The sequence below is a fragment of the Bradyrhizobium sp. 521_C7_N1_3 genome (genome assembly GCF_052075975.1).
GTDB lineage: Bacteria > Pseudomonadota > Alphaproteobacteria > Rhizobiales > Xanthobacteraceae > Bradyrhizobium > Bradyrhizobium japonicum.
The window spans coordinates 2,061,289-2,085,983 of sequence record NZ_CP197232.1 but is presented as its reverse complement, the minus strand read 5'-3'; the positions used below and the strand labels follow the sequence as shown (position 1 = coordinate 2,085,983).

At 59.0% G+C, this 24,695-nt stretch carries 17 protein-coding genes and 3 pseudogenes; 3 read left to right on the top strand and 17 right to left on the bottom strand.

Translation table 11 applies throughout. The features are described 5' to 3' along the window. Positions 1-330 precede the first annotated feature (330 nt). A complete protein-coding gene (locus tag AB7008_RS09445) occupies positions 331-501 on the top strand; it encodes a transposase (RefSeq protein WP_441258753.1) in 171 nt (56 codons plus the stop codon). A 413-nt stretch (positions 502-914) separates the two neighbouring features. On the opposite strand, the gene AB7008_RS09440 is transcribed toward AB7008_RS09445, so the two are convergent. After that, positions 915-1,952 carry an NAD-dependent epimerase/dehydratase family protein gene (locus tag AB7008_RS09440; RefSeq protein ID WP_441258752.1) on the bottom strand — a complete coding sequence of 346 codons (1,038 nt, stop codon included), beginning with the start codon at positions 1,950-1,952 and terminating at the stop codon, positions 915-917. A gap of 758 nt (positions 1,953-2,710) precedes the next feature. On the opposite strand from AB7008_RS09440, the gene rfbH reads away from it, so the two are divergent. Both rfbH and AB7008_RS09430 read left to right on the top strand, forming a co-directional pair. Beyond that, positions 2,711-4,093, top strand: coding sequence for a lipopolysaccharide biosynthesis protein RfbH (gene rfbH / locus AB7008_RS09435; RefSeq protein WP_441258751.1), 1,383 nt, complete (start codon positions 2,711-2,713; stop codon positions 4,091-4,093). Continuing rightward, complete coding sequence (locus AB7008_RS09430) at positions 4,044-4,316, top strand: thiamine pyrophosphate-dependent enzyme (RefSeq protein ID WP_441258750.1); 273 nt, start codon at positions 4,044-4,046, stop codon at positions 4,314-4,316. Before rfbH ends, AB7008_RS09430 begins: the two co-directional genes overlap by 50 nt. Before the next feature lie 101 nt (positions 4,317-4,417). Here the strand turns inward: AB7008_RS09430 and AB7008_RS09425 are convergent, their stop codons facing one another. The 16 genes and pseudogenes from AB7008_RS09425 to AB7008_RS09350 all read right to left on the bottom strand — a co-directional run bounded on the left by AB7008_RS09425 (position 4,418) and on the right by AB7008_RS09350 (position 24,656). Beyond that, positions 4,418-5,362 (bottom strand): glycosyltransferase family 2 protein, encoded by a 945-nt coding sequence (locus AB7008_RS09425; RefSeq protein ID WP_441258749.1) that lies wholly within the window; start codon positions 5,360-5,362, stop codon positions 4,418-4,420. 78 nt (positions 5,363-5,440) lie between these two features. Beyond that, positions 5,441-6,310 (bottom strand): GDP-mannose 4,6-dehydratase, encoded by an 870-nt coding sequence (locus AB7008_RS09420; RefSeq protein WP_441258748.1) that lies wholly within the window; start codon positions 6,308-6,310, stop codon positions 5,441-5,443. Next, positions 6,307-7,086 (bottom strand): glucose-1-phosphate cytidylyltransferase, encoded by a 780-nt coding sequence (rfbF, locus tag AB7008_RS09415; protein ID WP_441258747.1) that lies wholly within the window; start codon positions 7,084-7,086, stop codon positions 6,307-6,309. Before rfbF ends, AB7008_RS09420 begins: the two co-directional genes overlap by 4 nt. Further along, positions 7,083-9,008 (bottom strand): hypothetical protein, encoded by a 1,926-nt coding sequence (locus AB7008_RS09410; protein WP_441258746.1) that lies wholly within the window; start codon positions 9,006-9,008, stop codon positions 7,083-7,085. Before AB7008_RS09410 ends, rfbF begins: the two co-directional genes overlap by 4 nt. A gap of 148 nt (positions 9,009-9,156) precedes the next feature. Then, complete coding sequence (locus tag AB7008_RS09405; RefSeq protein WP_441261199.1) at positions 9,157-9,321, bottom strand: IS3 family transposase; 165 nt, start codon at positions 9,319-9,321, stop codon at positions 9,157-9,159. 129 nt (positions 9,322-9,450) lie between these two features. Further along, a pseudogene (locus AB7008_RS09400) lies at positions 9,451-10,566 on the bottom strand (IS481 family transposase). 133 nt (positions 10,567-10,699) lie between these two features. Next, positions 10,700-11,122 (bottom strand): IS30 family transposase, encoded by a 423-nt coding sequence (locus tag AB7008_RS09395; RefSeq protein WP_441258745.1) that lies wholly within the window; start codon positions 11,120-11,122, stop codon positions 10,700-10,702. A gap of 311 nt (positions 11,123-11,433) precedes the next feature. After that, positions 11,434-11,709 (bottom strand): annotated as a pseudogene (locus tag AB7008_RS09390) (IS110 family transposase); the annotation flags it as partial. Next, positions 11,689-12,139: pseudogene (locus tag AB7008_RS09385) on the bottom strand (CoA-transferase); the annotation flags it as partial. The pseudogenes AB7008_RS09390 and AB7008_RS09385, both read right to left, overlap by 21 nt. A gap of 351 nt (positions 12,140-12,490) precedes the next feature. Next, positions 12,491-13,321 carry an ABC transporter permease gene (locus AB7008_RS09380; RefSeq protein ID WP_441258744.1) on the bottom strand — a complete coding sequence of 277 codons (831 nt, stop codon included), beginning with the start codon at positions 13,319-13,321 and terminating at the stop codon, positions 12,491-12,493. A 5-nt stretch (positions 13,322-13,326) separates the two neighbouring features. Then, positions 13,327-14,577, bottom strand: a complete 1,251-nt coding sequence (locus AB7008_RS09375) for an ABC transporter permease (protein WP_441258736.1) — start codon at positions 14,575-14,577, stop codon at positions 13,327-13,329. A 79-nt stretch (positions 14,578-14,656) separates the two neighbouring features. Continuing rightward, positions 14,657-15,721 (bottom strand): ABC transporter substrate-binding protein, encoded by a 1,065-nt coding sequence (locus AB7008_RS09370; protein ID WP_441258743.1) that lies wholly within the window; start codon positions 15,719-15,721, stop codon positions 14,657-14,659. Between the two features lie 91 nt (positions 15,722-15,812). Beyond that, entirely contained in the window at positions 15,813-16,907 is a 1,095-nt protein-coding gene (locus AB7008_RS09365; protein WP_441261198.1) for an ABC transporter ATP-binding protein, read from the bottom strand. A 1,957-nt stretch (positions 16,908-18,864) separates the two neighbouring features. Then, positions 18,865-21,357 (bottom strand): CoA transferase, encoded by a 2,493-nt coding sequence (locus AB7008_RS09360; protein WP_441258742.1) that lies wholly within the window; start codon positions 21,355-21,357, stop codon positions 18,865-18,867. A gap of 305 nt (positions 21,358-21,662) precedes the next feature. Then, a complete protein-coding gene (locus AB7008_RS09355) occupies positions 21,663-22,703 on the bottom strand; it encodes a mannonate dehydratase (RefSeq protein WP_441258741.1) in 1,041 nt (346 codons plus the stop codon). An 84-nt stretch (positions 22,704-22,787) separates the two neighbouring features. After that, positions 22,788-24,656, bottom strand: a complete 1,869-nt coding sequence (locus tag AB7008_RS09350; RefSeq protein ID WP_441258740.1) for a glycoside hydrolase family 36 protein — start codon at positions 24,654-24,656, stop codon at positions 22,788-22,790. Positions 24,657-24,695: the final 39 nt, after the last annotated feature.

Here is a 24,695-nt window from a genome sequence, read left to right as displayed (position 1 = left end):
TGACGGTACCGGGGAAGCTGCCGTGAAGGGAGCGGAGAGCTGGAAAACCCGTTCGATGCTGGCAGCTCGAACTAAGCTAATGAATATGCGGTGTAACCTCGACAACGAGCTGCGCGGAGTCTCGGCAAGGCCGGTTCGACCAACCTGGCTCGCAAAGTTAACGCCGTCCTCGTTGAAGCGCCGGATTTGCAAGAAATTTTTCGCGCCGCTACTCCTTGTCCAGTCCTGTTTGACCGAGCAAATCGATAAATTTGGTCGACAGCTCCTGCCAGTGGCACAAGCCGACCAAAGTTCGGCGAGTGATGGCCGTTCCCGGTATCGGTCCCCTGGTTGCCCTGTCGTTCCGTCGTTACCATCGACGAGCCTACTCGCTTAAGACGTTCCGATGACGTTGGCGCCTATCTCAGCCTAACACCAAGACGTTATCAATCCGGTGAGATCGATCGCACTGGCCGCCTCTCCAAGCGCGGCAACCACCAGGTATCGAACTTATTTGTTTGAGGCCGCGAACGTCCTGCTGACCGTTGTCAGGCGAGGTTCTGCGCTCAAGCGCTGGCGCAGCAAGCTGGCCAAACGCATCGGCGCAAAAAAGCTAAGGTTGCTGTCGCTCGCAAAAATGGCTGTTCATGCTCCATGCCATCTGGACCGATGGCACCGAGTTCCAGGCAGAGATGCGCCCGGCATGAACCAGTCTTAAACCAACAAAGATCCGCCTTCGGCGGAATAAGCGTCCTGCCGGGCGAAGGTGTTGGCAATCTCGAAGTCGTCCCTGGAGACGACCGCGGAAGAACCATGAACCCGGCAGTGCATCATTTTTGTCTATCGGGAATGAAACGGGCCCGCGATTAAAGAACGGACAATTAATGAGTTTACGCAGGGAATAGTCGACGCTGCTCATCGTCGATCCCTCGCAGTCAATCCTTCGCCATCATGTGTCGCACTACGCTCGGCAGGCCCACATTAAGGGGTCGCCGGGGTCGCCATTCCGTAAACGCATCCCGCGCCGCCGTCGATCCGATGAGAACCGGGACCTCGTCCGGATGCGCCGGCCTTTCTCCGAAGCCCAGTAAATGCTCGCAATCGCCAATCGTGTGCGCAACCGCGCACGCAAATTGGGCGACACTGACGGGGGAGCCAGAACTTAAATTTAGCACGCCCTGAAACTCCCGGTCCCTAGCAGTAAGAGCGAGCACGCACAATCCTTCGACGACATCATCAAGATGCAGATAATCCTTGATCTGGAGACCCGCCGATAGTGGGACGCGCCGGCCCTGAGACAAATTAAGAACAAGGCTCGGCAGGAGCCGCTCCCTTTTTTCTCCGGGCCCATAGATGTTGAAGATGCGGGCGACCACCAGCGACAAAGTGTTCGATCGCGCCGAGCGGAGAAGTGCCTCGGTAGCCCGAGCCTTGCTGACGCCATAGATGACGCTATCCTGATTATCCCGCCGTTCGAGCGGATCGGTCTCAATCCTCGGAGCGTCGCCAGTCAGCGGCGCATATTCGAAACATGATCCGGCCTGCACGAAAGAACTGCTACCGGTCTTCTGCGCGTGTCGGAATAAGGCCAGAACCGCATCTACATTGACGCGCTGAGCCAGCAGGCGTTCGCGACTCCGCCCCTCAGACGACGAGTCCGTCGACCGCGTCACGCCATAGGCAGCCAAGTTGAAGACGATATCGAAACGGCGCTCTCCCCAGAAGCTAGCGATCTGCGCCTCGAAATCAGGTTCTGCCAGATCGGCCAGGAGAAGATCGCGCGATGAGGCAGTCGGTTCCATCCTCCGTTGGAGCAACATGACGTGCGCTCTTTGCGCAAGAAGACGTGAAACCAGCCGCCGCCCGATGAAACCTGACGCGCCCGTTACAAGCACCGATTTGCCTGCGAAGCGTTCAAGATTGGACAAAATGCCGGGTGAACTCATGGTCGCATCAATGGTCTTACGCTGCAAACCTCAATCGATAAGCCGCGATATCGGCCGCGCAAAGCTCGGCTGCTGAGCGTTGTGGCCAGGAACAGGCGCCATACCAGCGCGCTGTATGCATCAGCGTGTCGCATGAGCGCCAGGCTGGCCGCCATGGCAGGATTTGGCGCGCCACACCGCGGGTCAATCGTCAGTGCGTCGCTGTCGGCGCTGGTGCGGCTCATAAATGATCTCCCGCTTCTTCAAGCGGCGCCAAAGGTCTCGACCACTTCCGTCACAGTCCGCGTGTCTGCATGCTCAGGTTGACGATGCTTCGCATTGCCAGGAGCAAGCCAAGATTTCGGGTCGTGCTGGATGTCGAGCAGAGTAAGAGGGCCCTGAGTTGATGAGCATTGCCGGCCGTCGCGCGTGCGCCATTTTTGAATTTCTGCCATCAAAGATCAAACATTGTGTGATTGTCATGGCCTAGCCGCGGCGCGTACGTATCTATAGTGAGATGAAAACAGTTTGCGCGCAACGCTCAACTACTAACGCTAGTAGTTGATCTAGATGACAGCAACATGCCACGTATTGGTTGATGAACGTTGGCCGGTCAAACGCGCTTGCAAGGAGTCGCCATAAGATCAAACAATCACAATCTGTTCGCCAACGCCCTAATCGATGCGCATGCTGCGAGCTCGTGATGCCGGCATTCCCACAGTGATCTGGGCCAATCACTCCATGCAAGCTGCGATGAAGGTAATCCGGCAAGCCGGCATTCTCAATCAGACCTCCAGGGGATTATCATGACTATCCAATGCACAGCAGCATCCGCGCCCGTCGATTCGGCCCTGCAGGCAGAGGACATCCGGCGTCAAATCCATCAGCTAGTCGAGCGCCACTATGCGCTGACTCACGCCCGGAAGCCATTTTCTGCTGGCTATTCGTCGGTGCCTGTCTCCGGTCGCGTCTTCGACGCCACTGATGTCAAGCATGCGGTGGATGCTGCGCTCGAATTCTGGCTCACGGCGGGCCACTTCAACGACGAGTTTCAGGCCAAGCTCGCACAGCGCGTCGGGGCACGCTATGCGCTCACGGTCAACTCCGGTTCGTCGGCAAATCTGGTTGCCTTTTCAGCTCTCACCTCACCCCTGCTCCGGGAGCGCCTATTGCAGCCCGGCAGCGAGGTCATCACAGCAGCGGCCGGATTTCCGACGACCGTCAATCCTTCCATCCTATGGGGGATGACGCCCGTCTTCATCGATATCGATATTCCCACTTACAACGTTACGCCCGAGCTCGTCGAGGCGGCGATCACTCCGCAAACGCGCGCTATCATGGCGGCCCATACACTTGGGAATCCATTCGATGCCGCGCGGATCGCCGAGATTGCCAGGCGGCATAACCTCTTTCTCATCGAAGACTGCTGCGACGCGCTTGGTGCAACGCTCAACGGGCAGCATGTGGGGACGTTCGGCGACGTCGGCACCCTGAGCTTCTATCCCGCGCACCACATCACGATGGGCGAAGGCGGAGCGACTTTTACCAGCCATCCTGGATTGCGGCGGGCGATGGAGACTTTTCGCGACTGGGGCCGCGACTGTTATTGCGATCCCGGCAAGGACAACACCTGCAACCGCCGCTTCGGCTGGCAGCTCGGGGATCTTCCCCGCGGCTATGACCACAAATACTCCTACGGTCACCTCGGCTTCAATCTGAAGTTGACCGATATGCAGGCCGCCGTCGGCCTTGCTCAGCTCGGTCATCTTGAAGACTTCATTGCCGCGCGGCGGCGCAATTTCGACTCGCTGAGGCAGGGTCTGCGCGGGCTTGAGGACCTTTTCATCCTACCTGAGGCCACCGCAAACAGTGAGCCGTCGTGGTTCGGTTTCTTGCTTACGGTACGTAAATCAGCGCCGTTCAGCCGGGACGAAATCGTACGACATCTCAACGATCGGAAAATCGGCACACGCTTGCTCTTTGGTGGCAACCTCACCCGGCAGCCCTACATGCACAATCGGCACTACCGAGTGCATGGTAAATTGACCAACAGCGATCGCGTAGTGAACCAGACATTCTGGATCGGTGTCTACCCCGGGCTTGGGGCTGCGGAACTCGATTATGTAACAGGCACAATTGGTGATTTCTGCCGTGCCCGGCTCGCCATTAATCGCGCGAATAGACCATGAGTGGATCGAATACATTGCCGAGTTCCCGGGCACAAATCGGCGGAACTCGCGTCTTCACGCTTCTGTTACACGCTCTTTGCCCCTGACTGTACGCCGGACGGGATACGCCCTTCTCGCTGTGATCGGCGCCACGCTCGCGGCATCGCACCGCAAGGTGATCTCCCGCAATGGAGACGGTGGCATGCAGTTGAACATCCAGGAGCCGCAAACCCCAAGCACTTGACCGGGATGAAGCGCTGGTCGTGATGAACAATGCAAGCTATGGCATCATCAGGCAGTCCAGGATTCTTACCTTGGCAGCCGCTACAGCGCCTTCCCTGCCGGCTAAAGCCTGATTTCGTCCGTCCGGAAGTTAAGGGCGTCCTCGACAATGGCGAGAGGTTCGCCACGCAAGATCCGATAAGTTCGGAGCAGATATTCCCCAACGATACCGAGCAGAAAGGCGTTCAGGCCTATCCCGAAGGACAGCAGCACGTATACGCTGGCGAATCCGCGCGGGTAGTCCGGCTGAACGATCTTCCCGATGACGAAATACAGCCCGCCGATGATACTGATCATGAGCGCAGCAGCTCCCACAAAGGTAGCAAGGCGCAACGGAATGACCGAGTGATTGATAAGCGCGGCAAGCCCTAACTCGGTAATTCGCACGAGGTTGAATTTGCTTTGTCCGACCGCGCGAGGATCGCGCTTGTAGGGAACGCCGATCTGCTCGAACCCGAGTCCGGCGATCATACCGCGAAGGTAAGGACTCGACACGTTCATTCTCGTCAGTGCGTCAAGGACCGCGCGATCGATCAATCGGAAATCGCCTGCGTCCCTGGGAATGGGGTGCTCGCTCAATTTGTCGATTGTCCAGTAGCCAAGTCGGCGAAATAGGTTGATCGCGGCGCCTTCCGCTCGCACCCTGCGAATGCCGTATACAACCCGGTAGCCCGATCGCCACAAGTCAAAGAACTCGGCAAGAAGCTCGGGCGGATCCTGGAGGTCGGCATCGATCTGCATCACGGCGTCGCCCCGCGCATGCATATAGTTGGCGAGAATCGATCGTTGATACCCGACGTTCTTGCTGAAGCGAATGGCCCTTACTCGGGAATCCTTGTTCGCCAGCTCCGAGAGCTTCGTCCAAGTCAGATCATTTGAATGGTTATCGCTAAACACGAATTCAAGTGTGCAGCGCCCCGCCATAGTTTCGCCCAGATGGCAAAGTCGCTCGTATAGTGCATCGAGGTTGTCGGCCTCATTGAGGACAGGGATGGCAATCGTGATCAACGGGAGAGGCCATTGTCGATCACTGCGAGTCTTGGACGGAGCTTCCTGAGTCATCAATCGACATAGGCTCTTAGATATTCAACGATCGCCGGGCATCGCATCCCTGAACTCGATGTTTCGGACGAGCGGCGACCGCCAGAAGACAATGTCCGCGCGCCATCGGCCGGGCGCCCACCTGCAACTTGCCGATGTTCTTGACGCCATAAGGCCGATTAGCGCCACAGGCGACAAAGGAAATCTGACAAGGTCCATACATGCTATCGCCGCAATCTCGTTGGGCGCCGGTGAAATGCGACGGACGAATCGCGGTCGGCGAGCGGATTTCCACCACCTTCCGCAATGTGTCAGTATATCGGGGATCAACCGATCCTGGGCCCAGTCGCCACCGCCGATCACATTGCCGGCACGGGCTGTGGCCGGCGCCACCGTGCGGCCCACATGGCTGGGGCTGAAAAAAGAGCCACGGAAGGCCGAGGATACAAGTTCGGCACAGGCCTTGCTGTTGCTACAGGGATCACGTCCGCCGAGCCGATCGTGGTCACGATGGGCCCTATCGGAGGTGATGTTGAGCACGGCGCGGACCAAGTTCACCTGCCGAACGGCCTGCAACAAGTAGACCGTTCCCATGAAATTGGTGCGATAGGTCTTACATGGATTGGCATAGGAATAGCGGACCAACAGTTGTGCGGCTATGTGGATAACGATATCAGGCACAGCGCTACGAAGCGTGCTGACCAAATGATTGTAGTTGGTCACGTCGCCCAGAATCGACTCCTTGGCAGCCCCGACGCGGGCAATTTCAAATAGGCTGGACGTTGCGGGCGGCGGGGGCAACGCGTAGCCGGTAACCCGGGGGTCGATATGTTGCAGCCAAAGAGCGGGCCACGAGCCCTTGAACTTCGTGTGCCCGGTGAGAAAGACGCGCGTGCCCGCCCAGAAGATGCTCATTTCTCCCACACCTTCCATGGAGCCTTGCCCTCAACCCAGAGCGCTTCAAGGAATGTCTTGTCGCGCAGAGTATCCATGGGCTGCCAAAAGCCGTGGTGCTGGTAGGCCGAAAGCTGTTGCTGCTCAGCCAAGGCTGCGAGCGGCTCGCGCTCCCAAGCAGTGGAGTCATCCACCAGCAGGTCAATTACTTTCGGCGAGAGCACGAAGAAGCCACCATTGATCATCCCCCCATCACCCCGGGGTTTTTCCTTGAATGTCGCGACACGGTGATCAGCGCGAATTTCGAGGGCGCCGAAACGGCCAGGCGGATAGGTAGCAGTTAGAGTGGCGAGCGTACCCTGGCGACGGTGGAAGGCGATCAATGCGGTTATGTCGATGTCTCCCACACCATCGCCATAGGTGAAACAGAAGGTGTCATCATCGGTCAGGTAATTAGCAACTCGCTTGAGCCGCCCACCGGTCATGGTCTTCTCGCCCGTATCGACCAGCGTCACCTTCCAAGGTTCGGCATGGTGCTGGTGAACCTCCATGCGGTTATTCGTCATGTCGACGGTGACATCCGACATGTGCAGGAAGTAGTTGGCGATGTATTCTTTGATCAGATAGCCCTTGTAGCCGCAGCAGATGACGAAATCGTTGATGCCATAGTGCGAGTAGATTTTGAGGATGTGCCACAGAATCGGCTTGCCGCCGATCTCGATCATGGGCTTGGGCCGAAGATGGGTTTCCTCGGAGATTCGGGTTCCAAGGCCACCCGCGAGGATCACTGCTTTCACCATTGGCTCCATTTATGGGTATCTGGCCGTTGTCGTCTGGCTTCGCGGCATGATTGCTTCGCCAGCGCGCCGGGGCGTAGGGGCTTCAACAAGAACTGCCTGTAAGTATTCGGAAATTCCCCGTCGTTGACGGGGGTTTCGAATGTAGTGGCGGCGACGTAGTCCGCCTGCCCGGCTCCAAAGGAGGCCATGACACTGGCTTGTTCAAGATGACGCGGACCCTCCGGCTCGATCAGTATCCACGCTTTGGCTAGATCGGCGCAGTCCTCAAGTTCGAGCGCTTTCACCGCGACTGCGTTAGTGCCGGGATATCCCCCGATCAGCCATGGTAGACCGACCCAATCCCCCGTACCGCGGGGAAATGTCCCGATCAACCATGGTAGACCGAGCGCTCGCGTCTCGAGCACATACAGCAGGCCCGGCGAGCGGCCAGAGAGATCGACCACCGGGGTACCGACTTCAAGGCCGGCCGCACGAGCCTGGGCTCTGGCCGTGGACAGATAATCCTGGAAGGATTGCGAGAGCACCAATTTTCCACCACCCGGCATGGGCATGACAGCGGTATAAGCGCGCAGATCTTTCGGCTGACGGAACGGCTTGAGGAGGCCACCATTTACGACTGATGCAGTGAGCAACTGTGCCAACACCGTCAGGGGCAATAGGGTAGCGACGCTGCGTCGCTGTTGCGCAAGAGGGCTCAGGAAGGCCACGACCGCGAGCATCCAGAACAAGGCGTTCATCGAACCGAGGGTCCAGTAATTGAGATTGGAGCCCAGTGCGGACAGGTGCGGCAGGACCAAGAAGGTTAGCGCCAGAGCGATGCTGGTGGGAGTCTGGGTGCGCAGAACCAATCTCTCACGATAGAACACCGCGCCAACGCATGTGAAGGCTGACACCAGGAACAGGGTCGAGGGCTTGATGCTGATCGGATCGTTCCCCAGCAGCGCAATCGCCATTGTTAAGATCAACACTGCTGCGAGAGCCAGCGATGGGAGCAACTTGTGCGTAGCCCCCATGAGAATGCTGAGCAGAACGGTTATCGCCAGCAACACAGCGATAGCGAGTTGCAAGCAGCTGGTGGCGAGCCCGTTGATCCGAAACATGCGAGACATCTCGTGCCCGGCACCCAGCAGGATTTCCATCTCGGCACTGTTGACCATACGGGTCACCAGCCCGGTGATGCCGCCGTCGATCAAGTAGGCGGTAACGATCAGTAGAGCGAGAGCGACCAGCGCCGCGCCAAGCATGGGCAGCAGCGACTTTCGGCGCAAAACGACCACATAGAGCATAACGACGAAGGCAACGGCCGCAGCGGTGGTCGGCTTGGCCATGAAGCAGCACCAGCCGCCAACGCCGACCAGGATCCATCCCAAGACTCGGCCGATGCGCCCTGGCCGTTCGGCTAGCAGCAAGCCGATCACCACCATCAAGAGCGATTGAAAGGTCAGTGTGTAGTAGCTGGGGGTAAGCAACCAGCTTCGAAAGTTGACTAATGCCAAGCTGCCGATCCCTGCCGATAGCACTGCCGCATGCGGCCGGCTAACTATCCAGAGGCGCCGGATCACAAGGAAGCTGAGAATCCAGCCCAGCGCCATGGTGAGCGTGACGTTCTCCATGCGAAGCACTGCAATGTCGCCACCCGCCCACTGATATGGCCAGTGATAGACGAAGCCGAAAAGGGACGGCGGAATATTGATGGCGTAGGCGAATGGGTTCGCGATGGAGTTGAGGTGGAGACCTTCGTCGCTGAGATCGAGACCGTAAGTGCTGTAGTTTAGCAGCCAAGTGAAAAGGATTGCTGTGGTCGTGGCGGACAGAGCCAGCAAAGTCCGATCCAGCAAGACTGACAACATCGTTCCGTTGGCAAGGTAGTTATCCCTTGGCATAGGCCCCTTTCTGCTGGCCGCGTAGAGGAAGCCCATTCCAATGGACCGTCTCGATCAGAGCATAACCAGCGGTACCGCATTCATCATTATATCAGTTCTCAAAAGCTTCTAGCTGACCTTAGCCGCGCAATCTCCTCCAAGAATTGGTAGTGATCTTTCCCCGAAAAAATGGACAGAGCTGCTTTTAGCTCCATCTCGATCGGGCTGATAAAGCCGATGGCGGAGTAACACGAGTTCGATTGTAGAAGCCCTCAATATAGGCAAAGATATCCCATGTGGCTTCTGCCCGTGTTGCAGAGTGCCTGTGGTGGCGGAGCTCCGTCTTGAGGGTGTGAACGAGGCTCTCCATCGGAGCATCGCCATAGCAGTCGCCCTTGCGGTTCATTGACGCCCTGAAGCCGGCGGATTGCGTCAGCTTGCGGTAATCCGCCGAGGCATATTGGGCGGATTCAAGCGGTCGTCGCAACGCCGACTATGTTTACTTGTAAAAGAAGCGACTTGAGCTAACAGTGGGTGCTTTGTCGCGGCAGGTGTCCGACAAAGATTTCATGTCCGACCTCACGCAGCCGGCAACAATTTCTCTCTCGACAGAGCACTTGCTCAAGCAAGTTTGCATCGGCGTCTTGCCGTAGCACCAGCGCCCCTGATGCGGGCGCACCTCATTGTAGGCAGCGATCCACTCATCGAGATCGCTCTGCAACGCAGTGATGCTCGGATAAATCTTCTTGCGGAACACGACGCGATAGAACTCCTCAAGCACGGTGCGGTGGAAGCGCTCAACAATGCCGTTGGTCTGTCGGCTCCTCGTCTTGGTGCGGGTGGGATCGATGTCTTCGACGGCGAGGTAGAGCTCCTATTCGTGATGCTCCGGATTGCCGCAATACTCGGTGCCGCGGTCGGTCAGGATCCGGTTCAGTGGGATGCCCCGCGCATCGAAGAACGGCACCACGCGATCATTCAACAGTTCGGCCGCCGTGATCGGCGTCTTGCGATCATACAGCTTGGCGAACGCCACCTTGCTATAGGTGTCAATGAAGGTCTGCTGATAGATCCGCCCCACCCCCTTCATGTTGCCGACATAGAAGCTGTCCTGCGCACCGCAATAGCCGGGGCACTCGCTCTCGAACTCGCCGTGCGCCTCCTTCTCGGACTTGGCCTTTTCCAACGCAACGAGTTGGGCCTCAGTCAGCACCAGGCCGTCCTGGGCCATCTTGGCCTCCAGCGCCGTCAGCCGCTTCTTGACGTTGGCGAGATCGTGACGCAGCCACACCGCCCGCACGCCGAACGGGCAGATCGACAGGCCGCGGCTCCTGAGCTCATTGCTGACTCGCACCTGGCCCCAGGCCGGCTGGTCGATCGCCAGCTCAACGACGGCCGCCTCGACCTCCGGCGCGACACGGTTCTTCAGGACCGGTTTCTTGCGGCTGATCTCAATCAGCGCCAGCTCACCGCCGTTGTCGTACAGTTCCTTGAACCGGTAGAAGCTGTCGCGGCTATAGCCCATCATCCGGCAAGCCTGGCTGACATTGCCGAGCTGCTTGGCCAATTCCAGCATTCCGACTTTCGCGCGAATGACCTTCTGTTCCTGGGTCATGGTAACGTCTCTTGTGAGACGCTGCGGGCTGCGCGGGAGCGCCCTTTGGGTGAGCGCTCCTGCTCGCCAGCAGCTCCAATCCCTGCCAGTTCAAACCTTGCCGTCAGATTAAGTCGAAACTTCTACAGTTTACTCATGGCAGCAACTCGTCAAGCGCTTCTGCCGGCGTTTTCCAGCCCAGAGTCTTTCTCGGTCGAGAATTGAGGGCCGCTGCCACGGCGGCTATTTCGTCAGCGCTGTGGGGGCTCAGGTGTGTGCCTTTCGGGATGTACTGACGTAACGGCCCATTGGTGTTCTCGTTGGTGCCACGCTGCCATGGGCTTTGCGGGTCGCAGAAGTAGACCTGGACACCGCGTCGATCTTGAGACGATCTTGCTGAGCCATTTCGGCTCCCTGATCCCAAGTCAACCGAACGGCGCAGTTCTTGGGGCAAGGTGATGATGGTGCGCGCAATCGCGTCCCGCACGGCATCGGCCCCGTGTCCGGCGAGCGCAGGGCCGTTCTTCGTGCGCGGAGCTTCGCCATGTCCCGCGAGCCGGGGAAGATGCAATAGCATTGTGAAACGCGTCGTGCGTTCGACCAGCGTGCCGATCGCCGAGCTGCCAAGACCGCGGATGCGATCTCCCTCCCAATGTCCCGGTACCGCTCAATCGGCTAATTCGGCGGGGCGTTGGCTGATCATGATCTCCGGCGAGACAAAGCCTTTCCCTCACCTGCGCACGCGCGTTCTGGGCAGCGCCGGCTCATAAGCCGCGTCGCCTGTGAGCATAGCCCACACGATCCGTGCATTCTTGTTGGCAAGAGCCACGGCCACGACATTGGGATGGCGCCGTTGCCGCATCTTGCCGAGCCAGAGGCTTCGCGCAGCTGATCGGTTGATTTCGGTGGTACGAAGCGCATGGACGGACGGCCGACCGCTTCGCAGATGGCTTCCGCATCGTTCTGGTCGTTCTTGTTCGACTTGACGTATGGCGTCACGAACTGAGGGCTGATCAGTCGGACCTGATGGCCAAGCTCCGTGAGCACGCGAGCCCAATAGTGTGCCCCGTTGGAAGCTTCCATGCCGACCAGGCAGGCCGGTAAATTGGCGAAAAAGCCGGCAACCCCATCGCGACGCAACCTCTTTCGCACGACGACTTTCCCGCGGTTGGCCGAGTGCTCCATCACCACGACGACGCGGTTGACGCCGGCGACGAGATCCATCGGCCGCCCATTGCCTTTCACCATCTTGGCGGGATCATCCAGTAGGCGGGATCGCCGTTCTGGGCCACCTGCCTGTATGGCGCCGAGGATCGAACAGATCCATGTGACCGCCACGGATCATGCCGAAGGAATCGGCGCTCGAGAAATAGGCGGTCGACGGCAGCTCGCTCACCGTCTGCTTGTCGGCGTTGATGAGATCAGGATCGTCCTCGCCCTCATAGGGGAACGGGCCCATGCCGAGCATGCCGTTCTCGCTCTGGAGGCTGACGTCTATGCCGTCGGGGATGTAGTTCGAGACGAGCGTCGGGATGCCGATGTCGAGGTTAACGGAGTAGCCGTCACGCAGTTCTTTCGCTGCGCGTGCAGCCATCTGTTCGCGGGTCCGGCCATCAGATTTCAACTCCCGTGCCGGCCGCCGGGATGAACCTTCTTCATAAAAGATTGACCTTATGAGAGGAGCCGACGGGCCGGAAACGGCGACAGTTGGTATATGGTCCTGGTTGGACGAAATCTTCGGTGTTCTAATCAATGGTGACAGGCTTCGCCAAGCCAGCTTCCTAGTGCTGAGCGGTCCACCAGTCTCGTAGGCAAGCAGGGAGAAACGCCGAGAGCGTCAGCTCCACTTGGCCGATTGCAACACGCGAACCCCGCCCCCCATTCGGGCAAATTGCGAGTGCGACGGCCGCTGGTTAAGAGTCTCAGCACGCTACGGCCGGAACCTTCAACTGTTGCGGATCCCACGCAACCGCTGCGAGCGCCGGCGCAGCAGCTCAACAGTGGTCAGCATGGTGATTGAGAACAGGATCAGCACTGTGGCGGCGGCAATAATGGTCGGATTGATCTCCTCGCGGATTCCAGAAAACATGACTCTGGGCAGGGTACGCTGTCCGGCGCTGGCGACGAAAAGAGCGACGACCACTTCATCGAAGGAAGTAATGAAAGCGAAGAGCGCACCGGAGGTCAGTCCGGGTAGAATGAGCGGCAGGATGATGTTGAAGAAGACCGTGATTGGTGGGGCGCCGAGACCGGCGGCTGCGCGGGTGAGCGAGCGGTCGAAACCCATCAGGGTCGCGGTCACGGCGATGACGACAAAGGGCGTAGCCAGCGTGGTATGCGCTAGGATCAGCCCGGTATAGCTGTTGAGCAGCCTCATATCGGCATAGAAGAAATACACCGCCACCGAGGTTATGACGACCGGGACGACCATGGGCGAGATCAACAGGCTCATCACCGCCGTGCGCCAGGGGAAGTTCGGACGACTGAGCCCGAGCGCGGCTAGCGTGCCTAGTGTGGTCGACAGCAGCGTGACCGACATCGCAACGAACATGGAGTTGTACAGAGCGCCCTGCCAACGAACTGTTAGGAAGAATTCCTCATACCAGCGCAGTGACAGCCCCGGCATTGGATAGCTGAAGAAGGGCACAGAATTGAAGGACAGCGGGATGATCACAAGGATTGGCGCGATCAGAAACAGCAGCACCGCCCCGCAGATCAGCCGGTGCAGATAGTGCCAGCTCTTCTCTAGCGGAGAGGCATAGGCGAAAGCGGTCATCCTTCTCACCCCATCTTGAGCCGGTCGACGCCGACCAGCTTGTTGTAGACATAGTAGAGCAATAGAGTCGCGGTGAGCAGTATGACGCCAAGAGCCGAGGCCATGCCCCAGTTGAGGTCCTCATTGGTGTAGTGGGCGACGAAATAGCTGATCATCTGGTCGGCCGCGCCCCCCACAAGCGCGGGAGTGAGGTAGTAGCCAAGGCAGAGAATGAAGCTTAGCAGGCAGCCAGCGGCGATCCCCGGCAGGGTTTGGGGGAAGTAAACCTTCCAGAAGGCGTAGAATGGGCCTGCGCCGAGCGAGCGAGCAGCGCGGACATGGTTGGGCGAAATTGTCTTCATTACACTGTAGATTGGCAGCAGCGTGAAAGGCAGCTGGATATGAGTCATGGCGATTACTGTGCCGACCCGATTGAAGATGAGCTCCGCGGGCTGCGATATAATATGCAGCGCCATCAGGACATCGTTCACAACCCCATGTTGCTGCAGGAGCACCACCCAGGCCGTGGTACGTACCAACACTGAGGTCCAGAACGGCAGCACGACCACGATCATCAGCAGATTGCTGGTTTTCGGCGGCAGTGTCGCCAGGAGATAAGCCACCGGGAAACCTAGCAGCAGAGTCAGGACGGTTACGCCGATGCTAATGCCAAGCGTGCGCAGGAAGACGTCGCGGAAGATCGCATTCTCCGGCTGCGTGGCGACGATTTGGCTGTCGGGGCCATACTGGTAATCGACCGAACGCAGTAAGTAATAGGCGGTATAGGCAGAGCGACCGCGCTTGAGCAAGCTCCAGACGTCACGTTGCCCCCACAGGGGGCTGATCTCGATCAGCGCCGCTTTGTAGGGGCCGGTCGAAAGTGTGCTCGCCTTTCGGGCGCTCGACGCGACCTGGCCACCGGCGCCGGGCAGCTCATAATTGATCCGTGTGCCGATAGCGCCCGCGGTCTTCTGGGCCCAGGCATGCGTCAAATCGTCGGCGAGAGCGGCATAGACACTCTCGTCGGGCAGATCCTTGCCGTCCCAGCTGCTTAGCGCTGCCGTGGTTCGCGGCATGAGCGTCAATAGCGTATTGTCATGGACCGCTTTGAACATCATCCGACCGATCGGCAAGACGAACGCGATCAGGATGAACAGCAGAAGCGGCAGGACGAAGGTAAACGCTTTCAGCTTGCTCCGACGTTCGACCCGCTGCAGCTTAATCCGTAGCGGCATGCCGTCTGGACTGCCGGCGATTTGGGCTGCCATCGTCGCCATCAACTTCTCTCACTCTTCGGTCATTGATCGTCGGTTGGGACGAGGAGAACGGAACGTCCTCCTCGCCATTCCCCATTCTTTACTTCGCTAGCCAAGCGGTGAAGCGCTGGCGCAATTCATCGCCATGCTCATTCCAAAATAGGAAGTCGGTGTTCAGCATGAGGGCTTCATGGCCGGGTGCATTGGCAAGGTTGGGTATCATTGCCGGATCAACGAGGGCCATGGCATCCTTGTTGGCGGGCCCATAGGGCATGTAGCGCGTCAGGTCGGCCTGCGGCTGGGGTGAGCCGCCAAAAGCGAGGAACTTGTAGGCGTCGTCCAGATGTGGACTGCCCTTGGGAATCACCCAATAGCCCCAACCCGCTGGCGCGGCGTCCCACATCATTTCGAAATGCTTACCCTCGTCCTTGATGGCACTGTAGATGCGGCCGTTGAAAGCTGCGGTCATGACGACCTGGCCATCGGCCAGAAGCTGCGGTGCCTGAGCGCCGGCAGTCCACCAAACGACGTCCTTCTTTATCGTATCGAGCTTCCTGAAAGCGCGGTCGACGCCTTCCGAGGTACGGAGGACTTTGTACACGTCCTTGATGGGCACGCCGTCGGCGATCAGCGCCCATTCGAGATTGCCTGAGGGATTTTTCCACAGTCCGCGCTTGCCGGGGAATCTCTGCAGATCGAACAGGTCAGCGATGGTCTTCGGGCCATTCGGCAGCTTGTCCCTGTCATACGCGATGACCGTGGAGGAGGCTGACGACGGCACCCCGCAGTCAAATTTGCCGGCCTCACCGAACTTTGCCCTGTCGAGACCCAGCTTCTTCCAGTCGATCGTCTCGAGGAGGCCCTGAGTACACAGGGCCCAGGCGGCTGACCCGCCACCGTTGACCACGTCCCAGCTGACGGTCTTGGACTCGACCATCGCGCGGATCTTGGCGGTCTCGCCGTTCCACTCGTCTTCGGTAATCTTGATCCCGGTCGCCTTTGTGAAGGGCTCGAAATAGGCCTTGCGCTCGGCGGCCTGGGAGGCCCCTCCCCAGGAGACGATCGTCAGCTGATCGGCCGCAAAGGCAAATTCCGCTGGCGCAAGCGCACCGGCTGTCAGCCCCATTATGGCCAAGGCACGGACGACCATCAATTTCTTCCTCATCGTTTGCTTCCCTCCCGATATGCCGCCCCTACGATAGGAGCGGCGCTGTCAAACTTCTGCTTCGGCCTGCCGGCGATGTCGTGGGTCATCCTCACGATCGGTCGAGCGCCAGACAATCTTCAGTTTTCCAGCCGATGGTGATCGGTGTGCCCGGCTCGAGCTGCACCACGCCTTCCGAATTCGGCAGCTTGATCACAAAGCCATCATGGCCGCACACCGAGACCCGAGCACGCACGTGGTCGCCTAGATAAACCACCTCAGCAACCCGCGCGGTAAAGACATTGGGCAGCGAGCCCGGCGTGGGGTTCAGCTTCACCCGCTCCGGCCGCAACGACAGTTCGGTGGGCCGACCAACCGCTTCGACATTGACTGCAAGCGCCTGCACGTCGCCCACACCTAGAACTTCTACCTTGCAAGTCGCGCCATCCATCGCGACGATCTTGCCGTGCAGCCGGTTGTTCTCGCCGATGAACTGGGCAACGAAGGCGTTCCGCGGCCGCTCGTACAGCTCAGCTGGCGCTGCGATCTGCTGGATGGCACCGTCATTGAACACCGCTATGCGGTCCGACATGGTCAGCGCTTCGCTTTGGTCATGCGTCACGTAAACGAGCGTGACGCCCAGATCCTCGTGGATATGCTTGATCTCTAGTTGCATTTGCTCGCGCAGCTGCTTATCCAACGCACCGAGCGGCTCATCCATCAGCACGAGCTTGGGATCGAAAACAAGGGCGCGAGCAAGTGCGACGCGCTGCTGCTGGCCTCCGGAAAGTTGACCGGGCCGGCGCTTGCCATGGGCGCCGAGCCGGACCATGTCTAGCGCCCGCTTGATCCTGGCCTCGCTCTCCGCTCTGCCGAGCTTGCGGACCTTAAGCGGGAAGGCAAGATTCTCCTCCACGGTCATATGCGGGAAGAGCGCGTAGTTCTGGAACACCATGCCGATGTCGCGCTTGTGCGGAGGCATGTGGTCGATCGAACGCCCTTCCAGAAGAATACAGCCTTGGGTAGCCACCTCGAAACCAGCAAGCATCATGAGGGTCGTCGTCTTGCCGGAGCCGGAGGGGCCCAGCATGGTCAAGAACTCACCCCGAGCGATCTCCAAATTGAGATCCTTAACGACCAGCGTTTCGCCGTCGTAGGTCTTCTGGATGTCCGAAAACTTCACAAAGGCATCGTTCGCGTCCGGCATCGCCCCTGTCCCCGGGCTTGGCGCATGTCCCACTAACGCGCCGCCGCCTACTAAACCACGATGTTCATTCTTGATGGATTGCATGCTATTGAGCGCGCCGTCGAGTCCGCTGCGACGCGCCTGCATCAGGCGGCCGCGATTAGCAAAATGACGCACTCGTTTTCCCTCCCGAAAGATTTATCGTTCACGAAAAGATTAAACGGCTGCGAAGGCCGAATTCGACTGATGTGGAGGCTCGGTAAGCCGAAATCCTGCATGAGTGCCGCGGAGCGCGATGATTAATGTCGCTTCAGTCACGCGATCTTGGCCTTAGGAAGATGGAAATGGCGACTCGTAGCCAGTCTCAAATGGAGGGTTGTACGATTGCAGGTGAAGCGCTCGTATCTTTCCGCTGCAATGGCCAGAATATGATAAGGGCGCGTTCAAGGCACGGTTCAACATCGCTCGTCTAAAGCGAGGTCTCGTTTCGAGCTGCGCGTTCATTGGATCATCGCAAATCATATCGACGCGCGAAACTCAATTCGGTTGCTGCGGTAGGCGGCGGGACGCGCAGCACAAATGTTGAAGCTGTCACAGAAACGCTACCATCCCGCTTTGCACGGAGTACCAAATAGGCTGGGTTTCGCGATTCCAAGAAACACGCAATCTAGCGGGCGAATCTCAAAACTATCAGCGAGGACGTAAAAAAACGCCGCGAAGAAAGTGTTCCCGACAATCATGCGTTGTTTATGGAGATCATGTTGTCTTCCATGTCAGCCAACGCGATGGATGTGATCCGCATGCGTCTTGCCGTCCGGGCGTTTCATCGCGACCAGTCAGAGTCCTCGCGGACGATCTTCGCAGCGTTCTCTGGATTGATGATAATCTGCGGCACTATGGCTGCTGGCAGGCACTTGAGTTGATTTCACATTTAGACCGGGATAGCCGTTGGCCAGCGTGCTAGGCGGCAGCGATTTCAGCCCGGTTTGGAAACGCGATGAACTTTTGGGCGCTCGCAATGTTTGGGCCAGCTTTCAGAATCGTCACGAACCTGTTGTTCTGGTAAATCTAGCGGCAATGTAATGATCACTATCCAGCAAAGCGCTATCCTCGTGCATGTGGACGAGCCAACGCAGCCCACAATGTTAGGCTTTGTTGCACGGTGGCGCGGACGTAAGCCAATGACGGACAAAAGCCGATACACCTCCCTTTAAACGATACTGGTCTTTCCATACGGAGCGAAGAAACGCACCTCGACTTACAAATTATGGTTCGAGTCGTTCTTCTCAACGGGTCGTGCCGCGCCAGACGTGGTCAAAGCTCGGCGATATCATTTTTGAGACGATAGACCCAGGTGCCGCGGTCGAGCGAACCGCATTTGCCGGAGCCGCGGTTGCTGGTGAGCAGGATCGCGTGGTCCTCGTACGGCCGGCTGATAGGAACGTTGACAGAGCAAATACCAGAGCCGCTTTCTCAAGCTTGCCTTCGCTGTGTCCGTCGAGCTGCGCAATGACCGCCATTTCTTGACTCCCATGATGGATGCGCAGCAGGCATCGACGATTGACGCGCGTACGTTCTCGTCGAGCACGCCACGGCGCTGAGTAAGCGAGTCCTCGATCTCGACAGCGCAATCGGCCTGTACAGGCCGGACGACTTCGCTGGCGGTCTGCGGCCCACCAACGCGCTCTCGGTCTTTTTTCGTCCGGGCCCGATATGGCGCGAAAGGACGGGGCGGGAAGCCCAAGGCTTGGCGAAGCGTTGCTAGCATTACGTAGTTGCGCGCCGGCGGTGAGCTTCTATTGGAAAGTAGCCACCCGTTTAGCATCTCGATCGTGCAATGACTGCTTGTGTTTGATTCGAACCGTCTGTCAGAGGCGTCCAAATGAAATCTAAAATCGGCCGATCGTATGCATTAACCGAGTCATCGGCCGAAGAGGTGACCGCAGCTTACAAGTAAGACAAAAAATCAGTGCTGCCTTTAGCTAGGCAAATATTCCATACTCCAGCTTTCGCTTATCACGCCCGCGGCAAGAAACGAGTTGATTTCAGCTTCCGTGTATTGCAACCACCGCAAAACCTGCCGCGTCGAGGCGCCGTATTTTTCCGCAGGGGGCAGCGAATAGACCTGGCCGACCGTCGTGCGGATGGCGTATGCATTAACCTGCGTTACGACATGACCGCTCGGGTGGTCGCGCAATGTTGAGAAAGAATAGCTCGCCTGTTCGGAACCCCGAGTACCATCTGCAGGCCCCGAATTTCGCGCCCGAATTGACGAAATATTCTCACAGATTGCGGCGCCGATATCGGCTGCACTAAATCTCAGTAGCCATTCCTCCGCCGAAGCCTTTCTGATAGCCTTGGCAAGGAAAGAGACCCGGTCCTCACTCGAGACAGATGCAAGGCCTTGAAGCCCCTCGACATCCGCAAAGCGAACAAGATCGCGCTCCGAGGCGCTGAGCATGAGCCAGCCGGAGGTCGTCTCATACAATTGGCTCAGCGCATCATAGCCCTTGGCATAGAGACCAGACGGCTCATCGAACGGTTCACGCCCTTCGTAGTCGTAGCAAAACGGCATCTGCAAAAGGCCGGAGAGCGCCGCCAGTGATGTCCGGGCCCGCCCTGCGTGGCCGGTCCTAGCTTTCTGGTACAGCGCGGCAGCCACGCCAAGGGCCGCACCAAAGCCGCCCATTACATCAATCGTACCGACGTGCGCGTATTCTTCGGGTGTCTCCGCTGAGCCACCGGACCTCAGCATGAGGCCACTCGTCGCCTGGACATTGTTTTCATAGCCGAGATAATCGCTGCGCGGGCCGCGACGGACGCCGCCGAAGCAATCGAGTTGGCAGAAGATCGCGTCCGGATTGAGCGTTTTCAGGCTCTCCGAATCGAGCCCTAGGTCCTTGACCTGCCGGTCAGGCGCATTCCAGACGACGACATCAACGGACTTCACCAGCCTCTCGAATACCTCCCGTCCACGGGATGAGCGGATATCCACCAGCACCGATCGCTTGCCGCGCATATGCGTCATGCCGTAGATCACCGTGATCAAGGGGCCGTTAAGCGGGCTCGCCGGGTCGATCTTGATCACGTTCGCCCCGAACCGGGCGAGATAGAATGTCGAGTGCGGACCAGCGATGACATTGCTCATGTCAAGAATTCGCACGCCGTCGAGCCATCCCACCAACCTCTCGGCCGATCGTGCAGTCGGCCTGGCAGGGATCTCTGAGAGTGCTGCGACGGCCTCGTCGACGGCAACCCACTTCCTTGGCGCTGGGTTCAGCATTGTCTCCCTGCTTTCTTCGAGCCAGACCACAGGTCCAGGTTGCTTCATGCGCCCGTATACGGGATCGTCGACCTCGATCATCAGGCCCGCGCATTCTGCGTGCTCGTCGCTGATCCATTCTTGCAACCAACGTTGCGGCGCGGCAGGGATCCGAGCTTCCCCGAAGATTCGCTCCCATTCCTCTGCGGTTCGGGTCATGAACGCGGCCTTCATCCGCCCGGCAATCTTGTCAACCCAATCTTTCGGCAAGGCGGCGAGCGAGACGTCGAATCGCCATTCGCGGATTGGAAGATAAACATTGACCTCCTCCGCAAGTCCCTCGGCTACCAGTTCGTCGTATAGTCCCAGCACCTGCAAGCATCGCCGGGGATGCTCCTTTTGGCTGGAGCAGAGGAGATAGAACATCCGCCCGTCCTTGCACTTGTAATTGCGGCCAAACGGATTGATCAGTTCCTGTACTGACTCGTAAGAAAGATCCATGGCTAGGCCAGCCTCGCGTCGCCGGTCAATCTCACGTTCAATTGGCGACTTGTAGCGGAGCGGACAGTCGTCGATGCTGATCGAGTTGTATGCGAGCCCCTCCGAGACCGCGCATGCAAGAGGCACCTCGATCTGGTCGCCGATCCCGCTGCGCTCGCGCGCCTGAATCGCCAGCACCGCGGCGGATACCGCGAGCATCGTGCCGTAGGCGGAAGCCAGAGGCAGCGGTGAAAACGACGGATTGACACCCATCAGCACGCGGTTCAGCCCCATGTCGGTAAACAGGCCCGAGGATGCCGCGATCACCGATTCGAAGGCGCGCCACTCGCGACGGAGTTGATCGGTGGATGCAAAGCCCGGGATGGACACAGTGATCAGGTCCGGCCGGGCCTTGCGCAGCGCCGCAAAGTCGATCCCGAGGCGGCTTAGCACGCCCGGGCGGAAATTTTCCACGACGACGTCCGCCTCCGCGATAAGGGCGTGCGCCTGCGATACGCCCTCCTCAGTTTTCAGATCGATCGCGACAATCAGTTTGTTTCGATTGAGCGTCGCATTGGCCGGGCTATCCCAGAGGGGACCGAATGGAGGGTCGATATGCACGACCGTAGCCCCAAGATCCGCGAGGATCATTGCCACCGCCGGGCCGGCGATGTACTGGCCGAAATCAACGACCTTTACCCCGAAAAAAGGAAGGGCTGAACTACGCATGGTAATACCTTCATCAGTTATGCGGGGGCGGTTTTGTAGCCGTCATGCAAGTCGGTCGGCCGCGTTAACTGTCGTTCCATCCCCGAAGGTGAACAAGCTTCGTAGCTTCGGCCACACGGCGCCAACATGGAGGTCTGCGTTAGGTCGGCTGGCGCTTCGCAGCAGCTCGCGCAGCCTCGCCGTGCTTGTCCTCCAACATGCTGACCGACGCCAGCTTCGGCTCGTGATATCGACGGGTGATCGATTTCTGACGACCAAATACGCCCGGTGACGACGTTAGTGCCGGCGTTACCAGCCTAACGCGTCTATGACAGCGTGTTAACAGCTTGCACAGCGGCGGCTATGTAGCCAGCTTCATAAGAAAATCCGACATGGCCATCAACGGTGCCGCCTGTGGTGGTGGGATTATCTCCCTCGAGGGCGGGCGCGTGCTCGGCCATGAGTAATCCATTGAACCCGACTTCCTTGAGCGCCTTCATGGCTTGGATCATGTTGACGTCTCCTTCGCCGAGGAGGACTTCGGTATATCGCGGTACTTTGCCCTTAACCGACCGAAAGCTTGCCATGTGAATCTTTCCCATACGTCCGAAGCGGTGGATTTCTGCAATTGGATCGACCCCGGCCATTTCGGTGAACACGCCGATACATAGGTCCATTCCATTAGCTTCACTGGGTATTTCCTTGAAAAAACGGAGGTAATCGGCCGGCGTAGTGAAGGGGCGCGCAACGCCTCGCATGACCGGAACGGGAGGATCGCTAGGATGCAATGCCATCCGCACTCCGGCTTTTTCCGCCGCCTCGATAACTGGCTTCGCAAAATATGTCAGGCGGTCCCATATTTCCTTTTCACTTACGATGCCGATTTCAGGAAAAGGTTGTTCATTCCTGACCCTCTCGAAATCGAAGGCATGCTCTGACATGCCTCCTCGCCCCAAACTCTCGTAATAACCGACCCGGTGGTCCCAGAAGATGTCCGCGAAGAACGTCCACCACGCCACTGGAACTCCGGCTTCCCCCATTGATCGTATCGTGCGGCACGTATTTTCGATCTCAAGGTCACGACCGGGCTTCCCAAGCAGAGACAGTGATCTTGAAGGTAGGCTCATCCCCTCCAATTTCACACCTGCATCCTCGCATATCTCTTTCACATGCAGGAGCTGCTCGGTCGTTAGATAGCCCTTGTCAACTTTTGCTGCTTCACCCGTGGCTGTAGCAATCCCCCAGAGCACACCGACCCCGAGCTGACTTAGCCATCGCAAATCCTTCGCCGGCAGCTCGAGACCGTATCGTGGTTCGGCCCGCTTAGGCTGCCAGTAATCAGTGTTGTTCAGGGGGCGGTCGCTCATGATTCTTCTCCATATAATCTGTGTCGAGTCGTTTATTCTTGCTGTTAGCGTAAATCCGTTAGCGATCAGGGATTTGGAACAGCGTCAGTTTTTGACGGTCGCGCTCGCGGTTTGAGAGCCACTGGCACCATTCAGTTCGATCACTAGCTGCTGACCGCCGTCCGTCCAGGTGTGCACCTCGTGCGCGGTGGGATCCTCGGGGTCGGCGAGTTCGAACCGGTAGTCGCCGAGCAGCAGGTGCCGGAACTCCTTGTGATTCTTTATTGCCGCGGCGTAGCCGCGCAGCTGGGCATCGGTCGCTTCCCAGAGACGGCCGCTGTACCCGAACGGGCCGCAGCTGTGCGAGAGGTAGTCGTAGTCGGTGAAGTCATGCCGCGGCTGGCAAAGGTTGGTGTTCGCGTAGTTGCCGGGCAGCACCTGATTGAGCCGTGTTTGCAGCCGGCGCACGGTGTCGGTATCAGTTGAGTGATCGTTCATCCAAAAGGTGTGGCCGCGCCGGGCGGTGCCGAGGTCGATCCGATGGCCGCCGGCTGCGCACTGCTCGATCACCAGGTCGGGGAGCGTTTCGATTAGATGGTCCAAGACGGTGTAGAGGCCTTGGATGTGGTTGATCTGGGCCCAGCCCGGTTCTGGGGTCGCGTTCCAGCGGTACAGCGAGGGGTGATTGAAGTCCCAACGGATCCAGCGCACCCCCCAATCGGCATACGCCGCATTGATCCGGTCCACCCAATACTGCTGCACCTGGGGAAGGCCAAAGTCGAGCATCCGGTAGTCGTTGGCGTGAACGTGAAAGGCCGGCCACGTCCGCTTGCTCATCCAGTTCCGGTACGTCTGCGGCCGCACGAGCGACTCCACGGGTACGAACCAGTCAGGATGCTGTCGGTATAGGGAGCTTTCTACATGTGCGTATTCGGGCTCGAACCAGGTGCCGTATCGCATGCCTTGTGCGCGCACGTACTCGGAAAACGGGGCGACGCCATCGGGAAAGCGTTGCGGGTCGGGCTCATGCCAGTTACCGATGCCCTTCGGGAAGCCGCCCGCGAACCAGCCGGCATCGATCACGAAGTACTCCAGCCCAGCAGCGCCGGCCGCTTTGACAGCGGGGCGTAACAGCGCGTCGGTGAAGTCGGTCCGGAATGCGAACCAGTGGTTGAACGAGGTCATCGGCGCGACCTCCTCGCCATCAAGTCGAGGTGTCACATGGCGGCGGATGTGCCGCCGCAGGGCATTGCCGCCGTCGGTCGGATCACCGCTGTACGGGGCGAGCAGGACAGTGGGCAGCGGCAGTGTCTGTCCGGGACGTAGGTCCAGTCCGATGCCCCACAGGCCCGCCTCCAGCCGCAGCGGGTACCCGCGGCCTGTACCCGGTTCTGGGTCGTTGCGCGCGTCGACGTACCAAGCCCCGGACCACTCGACGGCGATCGCGATACCAGTACCGTTCCCGGCCAGCAGCGCGAATGGGAGGTTCTCGGACGAACTGCGGCCGTCAAGGCCGCAGTGCGTGGAGACTTCCGAGTTTCCCGGGTAGCCCACCGGCTTGAGCAATTGGCGACTGACGGGCTCGAAGTCAATCGGCGGGAAGGCGGTGGCCATCATGCCTCCGCGCCATGTCCGCATCTTCGGCGCGCCCCAGCTGGAGTCGGCGAGTAGGAATAGCTGCAGCGTCGCGCAACCGGTGACGCCAGCGACGGTGCGCGAGCCAGCGTTGCGGATTGTGCCGGATACTTCGACTGCCCGCGAGTCGCTAAAGGTCCGGGCGCGCAGCTCGGCCCGCAGTCCGCTAGGGTGCGCAAACTCGGCGGAGAACCCATCGCCGTTCTCGGCCAGGCCGGTCTCTCTCCACTCCAAATCGCTGACGTTGGACAGCAGCAGCGCGAAGGGGGCGCGACCGGTAGAGTTGTCGGTGATAGTGGTCAGGCTAAGGTGGTCGACAAGGCGACGGGCGAACGTCATGGAAAGCTCCGGGGGGGGCGCGTGGCGGATGACGGGATG

What these genes read in the sequence shown, in the direction of transcription:
- rfbH (WP_441258751.1), top strand. Translation starts at nt 2,711, where the DNA reads ATGACTATCCAATGCACAGCAGCATCCGCGCCCGTCGATTCGGCCCTG.
- AB7008_RS09420 (WP_441258748.1), bottom strand. Translation starts at nt 6,310, where the DNA reads ATGAGCATCTTCTGGGCGGGCACGCGCGTCTTTCTCACCGGGCACACG.
- AB7008_RS09410 (WP_441258746.1), bottom strand. Translation starts at nt 9,008, where the DNA reads ATGGGCTTCCTCTACGCGGCCAGCAGAAAGGGGCCTATGCCAAGGGAT.
- AB7008_RS09405 (WP_441261199.1), bottom strand. Translation starts at nt 9,321, where the DNA reads ATGGAGAGCCTCGTTCACACCCTCAAGACGGAGCTCCGCCACCACAGG.
- AB7008_RS09395 (WP_441258745.1), bottom strand. Translation starts at nt 11,122, where the DNA reads ATGCTATTGCATCTTCCCCGGCTCGCGGGACATGGCGAAGCTCCGCGC.
- AB7008_RS09380 (WP_441258744.1), bottom strand. Translation starts at nt 13,321, where the DNA reads ATGACCGCTTTCGCCTATGCCTCTCCGCTAGAGAAGAGCTGGCACTAT.
- AB7008_RS09375 (WP_441258736.1), bottom strand. Translation starts at nt 14,577, where the DNA reads ATGGCGACGATGGCAGCCCAAATCGCCGGCAGTCCAGACGGCATGCCG.
- AB7008_RS09370 (WP_441258743.1), bottom strand. Translation starts at nt 15,721, where the DNA reads ATGAGGAAGAAATTGATGGTCGTCCGTGCCTTGGCCATAATGGGGCTG.
- AB7008_RS09365 (WP_441261198.1), bottom strand. Translation starts at nt 16,907, where the DNA reads ATGCCGGACGCGAACGATGCCTTTGTGAAGTTTTCGGACATCCAGAAG.
- AB7008_RS09360 (WP_441258742.1), bottom strand. Translation starts at nt 21,357, where the DNA reads ATGCGTAGTTCAGCCCTTCCTTTTTTCGGGGTAAAGGTCGTTGATTTC.
- AB7008_RS09355 (WP_441258741.1), bottom strand. Translation starts at nt 22,703, where the DNA reads ATGAGCGACCGCCCCCTGAACAACACTGATTACTGGCAGCCTAAGCGG.
- AB7008_RS09350 (WP_441258740.1), bottom strand. Translation starts at nt 24,656, where the DNA reads ATGACGTTCGCCCGTCGCCTTGTCGACCACCTTAGCCTGACCACTATC.